Source organism: Thalassolituus sp. UBA2009, from assembly GCF_002335285.1.
Lineage (GTDB): Bacteria > Pseudomonadota > Gammaproteobacteria > Pseudomonadales > Oceanobacteraceae > Venatoribacter > Venatoribacter alkanivorans.
This window is the reverse complement of sequence record NZ_DDCJ01000121.1, coordinates 1-5862: the sequence shown is the minus strand read 5'-3', so window position 1 is coordinate 5862 and position 5862 is coordinate 1. Positions and strand designations below refer to the sequence as shown.

Below are 5862 nucleotides of genomic sequence, written 5' to 3'. Positions count from 1 at the left end.
GCTTTTTCTTTACGCGCAGCGTCGGCTTTGGCCTTGGCTTCGTCGATCTGGTTGTCTTGTCCGGTACGCTGCAGGTGATCCTGCTTTTTCAGTTCTTTGGCGGCTTTTTTCGCTTTTTGCTTGTCGATCAGACCGGCGGCGAGCAGCTGTTCCTGTAATGACTTGGCCATAATAATTCCTCAGCGTTGCCATACACCGGCAGGAATTAAATCTGCCAGCTGGTCGATGGTGTTGTCGCGTTCGTTAACGTCGGCGGCAACCACGGTAACGTGGCCGAGCTTACGCGCCGGGCGCGCTTCTTTGCCATAGGAGTGGCGGAAGGCGTTGCCGATGGTGGCGGCTTTTTCGGCCGGAGTTTCATCGCTGATCACGTTTAGCATGGCAACGGCCGGGTATTTGGCGGTGGTATCGCCCAGGGCGCGGCCGGCAATGGCCAGCATATGGTTGCGGAACTGGCTGGTGGCGGCGCCTTCAATCGACCAGTGGCCGGAGTTGTGTACGCGCGGTGCCACTTCGTTGGCGACCAGGCCGCTTGCGGTGTCGAACAGTTCCAGCGTGATGGTGCCTACATAGTCGAGGCTGTCGGCCAGCTGGCGGATATAGCGCTCGGCCTGTTGCGCTTTTTCGGCACTGAGGTCGGCGGCCGGGAACAGCGAGTAACGCAGAATGCCTTCGTGGTGTACGTTTTCGGTCATCGGCCAGATCACCATATTGCCGTTAACGTCGCGGCTGGCGATGACGGAGGTTTCGCGCTCAAAGCTGACAAAGGCTTCGGCGATCAGTTCACGTCCACCAATGGCGGCCCAGGCTGGTTCGGCATCGGCCGGACTGCGCAGCACATACTGACCTTTACCGTCGTAACCTTCGGTGGTGGTTTTCAGCACGATGGGCAGGCCCAGCTGTTCTACTGCGGCGCGCAGATCGTCGAGTGAATTAACGGCACAGAAATCGGCGGTGTCGATACCGGCGGCACGAAGGGCGATTTTTTCCAGCAGACGGTTCTGGAAGGTTTTCAGTGCTTTCAGGCTGGGATACAGCTTGTCGGCAACGCTTTCCAGACGGGCAACGATGTGTGCCGGGATATTTTCGGTTTCGAACGATACGCGCTCAACGCTGGCGAGAAACGCATCCAGAGCTTCGTCGCTGTGGGCACGCAGATCGTACAGCGATACTTCAATATCGCTGATGTCCTGCACACTGTCAGACAGCATCTGGCCCAGCTGGCCGTTACCTAAAATACCGATTTTCATGCTTCTTCACTCTCAGAAAAGTCGGGCCCGGCAGTACCGGGCCCGGATAGGTCGTTAACGCTTACAGTGCGGTGCGCGGATCGGGTTCAGCCAGCACGCTGTCGGTCTGTTCGGCGCGGAAGGCGTCGATTTTGGCCAGCAGGTCGTTGTCGCTGGTGGCCAGAATCTGGGCGGCCAGCAGACCGGCGTTTTTCGCACCGGCATCACCGATGGCCAGAGTACCAACGGCAACACCACCAGGCATCTGTACGATGGACAACAGCGAATCCAGGCCGCTCAGGGCGCGGGATTTAACCGGCACGCCGAGTACCGGCAACGAGGTCTGGGAGGCACACATGCCCGGCAGGTGAGCAGCGCCACCGGCACCGGCGATGATGACTTTAATGCCGCGGCCCTGAGCGGTTTTGGCGTAATCAAACAGCAGATCCGGGGTGCGGTGGGCAGACACCACTTTTACTTCGTAGGCCACGCCCAGTTTATCCAGCATATCTGCTGCGTGTTGCATGGTGGGCCAGTCGCTCTTAGAGCCCATGATGATACCAACCGCTACGGTCATCGGGTCATCCTCGTTGAATTCAGTCAGGGCAGCCAAAGTGGCGGCCGGTGCAGGAAAGCGGCGCATTCTATCACAAGGTTTACAGCATGATTAAGCGGATACGGGGGCAGGAAAGCGGGGTCAGCGCTTTCAAGCAGATTCAGTTTCTGGATCAGGGTGAACAGGGGGCTGGGGCAGATATGTGGTTGTCAGGTCTGAAAAGCCAGTATTTATGCCTTGTCGGCATTAGTCATGCTCTTGCAGCAGACAAAAAATCTTCTGCTTCTGGCCTGACTGGCTCTTCCTGTAAGGACTAAAACCATTTACTTTGTGTGGATTAGTGGTCTACAGTTGAGTAAATTATAATCAAATTCCGGATGAAGCGGAATGTGGGGCCAGATTGTTGTTGGCATAGCCTGAGGAGTTGAAACGGATGCCAGGTCTTTATGGCCGGGTCAGACAGATGGTGACCCGCCTTAATATGAAAAACGACAGCGAGCTGTATCAGGTGTTGTTTGATACGGCTGCCGCAGGGATTGTCAGTATTAACAGTGAAGGAGATATTCAGGCCTGTAATCCGGCGCTTTGCCGTATTTTCGGTTATGAAGCAGAGGAATTACTGGGCCAGAACATTGCGATGCTGATGCCGGCCCGTCATGGCCAGCGTCATCAGGGATATATCGAGCAGTATCTGCGCGAAGGCCACGCCACCGTAATGGGGCGTGGCCGCGAGTTACCGGGGCTGCGTAAAAACGGTGAGGAGTTTTTGCTGCATCTGTCGGTAAGCGAAATGAATCTGGATGGTTCACCGAGTTTTACTGCGATTGTGCACGATCTGACTGCCTCACTGAGCGGCCACAGCCATGAGCAAGCGCGTGATCAGGTCTGGCTTGGCAGTGTGCTGGATCACACCCCCGCTGCGGTAACGGTTAAGGATATGCAGGGCCGTTATCTGTTGCTTAATCATCGCGCCGAAAGCCTGCTGGGTATCCGTTCCCGTGATGCCGTCGGGCGCAGCGATGCCGAATTGTTTTCGCCACAATGGGCGGTATTACAACAGCGCAGTGATGAGGAAGTGAGCCACGCCGATGGTGCACGGGTATTTATCGAGCCCTTTATCGGTACCCGTCAGGAAGGCGTTGCCGGTAAACATGATAATAACCACGGCAGCAGTACCATCAGTTTTCTGACCAGCAAGAATGTTCTGCGTGATGCGTCCGGTGAAGCCATGGGTATTGTTGCCATCCGCCTGGATATTTCGGCGCTGCCGGTGCTCAGTCACCCGGCAGCAGAGGCTGATGTGCATCTGCTGAACGTGTTACCACAGCCGCTGGCATTATTAACCGCCGATGGTGAAGTGTTGCAGGCCAACGATGCCTACGCCCGCCGTTTTGGCCTGAGTGCGCGCTCGTTGAAAGGCTGTAATGTGCAGTTACTGGAATCGGAGCGCTTTGTTGACTGGTTCCGCCGTTTTCAGTTGCAGGAAGAATTAGCAGCGTCGCGCCATATCGAAGAACCCTGGCAGCTGCAATTACAGACCCATCAGCAAGACGGGCAGAAACTGATATTACTGACCGCCAGTCCGCACAGTGCCACGGTTTCTGCACCGGTATCCGCAATTGCCGGTAACCGCTCTGCGGCCGCAGGTGAACACCTCCAGACACTGACCGATAACGCGCGTTTTATCGCCGGGCTCAGCCATGAGTTGCGCACGCCGTTAAATGCGGTGATTGGTTTCAGTCAGCTGCTGAAGCCGGAACTGCAGACTCCTGAGCAGAATGAAGCCATCGATCTGATTGAGCGTGCCGGTAAACATTTGGTGGCGCTGGTTGATCAGGTGCTGGATCTGGTGAAGCTGGAAGGACATATCCTCGAACCGCAGAACGAAGCGGTCGGCTTGCTGGCATTGCTGGAGGAGTGTCAGGAGCTGGTACGTGCGGATGCGTTTGCCCGCGGTATCCGTATCCGCATGCACAGCGCGGTTGCTGAGCCCTGGGTCTGCGCCGACCGGGTACGCTGTAAGCAGATTGTGCTGAACCTGCTCAGCAATGCGATCAAATATAACTGCGAGGGTGGCAGTGTGGATATCCGCATTGAGCCGGCGGAAAGCGAGCGTGTACGGATCAGTGTACGTGATACCGGCTGTGGCATTGCGGCGGAACATCAGGCCGATATGTTTATGCCGTTTCAGCGTCTGGGCGCCCAGCAAAGCGGGGTTGAGGGCAGTGGTCTGGGTCTGGCAATCAGCCGGGTATTGGCACAGCGTATGAACGGTGTACTGGCATTCAGCAGTGAAGAAGGTGAGGGCAGTTGTTTCTGGCTGGAGCTGCCGCAGGCGGCACCGATGTACTCGTTTAATGCTATTCAGCCTGCTTTCAGCGCTGTGACCTCAGCGAAAAAGCATGGGGAGAGCGATAATCAGCGGCGTGTGCTTTATATCGAAGATAACCCGATTAATGCCCGCTTTGTTGAGCTGGGGCTGAAGCGCCGTGATAACGTCCACGTTGCTATTGCCCGTACCGGCCGCGAAGGGATGGATATGGCGCAGCAGCATGCACCGGACGTTATTCTGCTGGATATGCGTCTGCCGGATATTCATGGTCTGGATGTGCTGAAAAAATTACGCGCTATGCCGGAGTTACGCCATGCGCGTATTTATGGGGTCAGTGCTGATGCTTTGCCGGATCAGATCCGTCAGGCACAGGATGCCGGTGTCGATGGTTATATGACCAAGCCCTTCGACCTGCAGGCGCTGGGCGATATGATTGACAGCCCACAGCAATAATTGCTGTGGGCTGTCGGTGTAAAAGTGCGCTTTACAGGCTGAGCTGGCCGTTATTAATGGCCTGCTCTAATGCCGGTGTTAATGGCTGATAAGGCTCATTTTTATTGCTCAGCACCAGCAGCGGATCGCTGACTTTGGCCAGATGGAAAGCCTCGTCTTTTAATTCCACTTTGCGGTACTTAAAGGTACCGGTAACTTCTTCCTGTGGACGCAGGCGTAAAAATAGCGGGATGGCGTAGGCCGGTAATTTTTCCCGCAGGTGCAGGGTCAGAGCATTCCAGTTGATGTCGGCCCCGGCGCGCAAGGTCAGGGCTGCCATGCCGGCACGGCCATCGGTGTGTGGCACTTCCACGCCATACACCACCGCATGCTCAATATCGGCAAATTCCATCAGAATGGATTCCACCTCAGTGGTGGCCACGTTTTCGCCTTTCCAGCGGAAGGTATCCCCCAGACGGTCAGCAAAAGCGACGTGTTTAAAACCCTGGTTCAGCACCAGATCACCACTGTTAAACCAGCAGTCGCCTTTTTTAAATACATCACGGAACAGTTTTTTCTGGCTCGCTTCGGCGTCGGTATAACCTTCAAACGGCTGCTTATCGTTGACCTCGGTAATTAACAGGCCGGTGCCGCCTTTTTTAACCGGCAGCATAAAGCCTTTTTTATCACGCAGGGGTTCGTCATTTTCAATATCGTAAGCCACGATGTTGTAAGACAGCGGACAGATACCGGCAGTCTGATCCAGATTTAGCGCATTGGTAAATACCAGATTGCATTCGCTGGCGCCGTAAAATTCGTTGATATGTTTAATATTGAAACGCTGCTTGAATTCCATCCAGATATCGGGGCGCAGACCGTTGCCGATAATCACGCGGATATTATGCTGCTGGTCTTTGTCTGAGGGCGCTGTATTCAGCAGGTAACGGCACAATTCGCCGATATAACAAAAACCGGTGGCGCCGTATTCGCGGATTTCATCCCAGAAACGCGAGACACTGAATTTGCGTGAAATCGCAATGCAGGCACCAGCGCCCAATACCGCAGCCATCGATACGGTAAGCGCATTATTATGGTAAAGCGGCAGGCTGACATAGAGTACATCGTCTTTGCGTAATTTCATCGACGCCAGGCCCATGCCCGCCATCGATTTAAACCAGCGGTAATGACTCATCACCGAGGCTTTTGGCAGGCCGGTGGTGCCGGAAGTGAAAATGTAATAGCAGGGCTGATGCATTTTTACCTGTTGTGTACTGGCCGGATTATTTTGTTCCTGTGAGGCGATGACCTGCTCC

5 protein-coding genes are annotated in these 5862 nt (G+C 55.1%); 1 reads left to right on the top strand and 4 read right to left on the bottom strand.

The features are described from left to right. The 3 genes from B3P58_RS20800 to purE form a co-directional block, all read right to left on the bottom strand. The coding region (locus B3P58_RS20800; protein ID WP_414716581.1) for a DUF2058 family protein at positions 1-170 on the bottom strand (170 nt) is incomplete at its 3' end. Between the two features lie 9 nt (positions 171-179). Next, positions 180-1250: a 5-(carboxyamino)imidazole ribonucleotide synthase gene (locus B3P58_RS15050; protein WP_230331451.1), complete on the bottom strand. Its 1071-nt coding sequence runs from the start codon at positions 1248-1250 to the stop codon at positions 180-182. 61 nt (positions 1251-1311) lie between these two features. Continuing rightward, positions 1312-1806 carry a 5-(carboxyamino)imidazole ribonucleotide mutase gene (gene purE / locus B3P58_RS15045; protein ID WP_145470314.1) on the bottom strand — a complete coding sequence of 165 codons (495 nt, stop codon included), beginning with the start codon at positions 1804-1806 and terminating at the stop codon, positions 1312-1314. Positions 1807-2218: 412 nt separating this feature from the next. Here purE and B3P58_RS15040 point away from each other — a divergent pair, with 412 nt between their 5' ends. Continuing rightward, positions 2219-4570 (top strand): PAS domain S-box protein, encoded by a 2352-nt coding sequence (locus tag B3P58_RS15040; RefSeq protein WP_230331450.1) that lies wholly within the window; start codon positions 2219-2221, stop codon positions 4568-4570. Between the two features lie 31 nt (positions 4571-4601). Here B3P58_RS15040 and B3P58_RS15035 read toward each other — a convergent pair. After that, positions 4602-5862, bottom strand: a 1261-nt coding sequence (locus tag B3P58_RS15035; protein WP_286718787.1) for a long-chain-acyl-CoA synthetase, incomplete at its 5' end; no start/stop codon positions are given.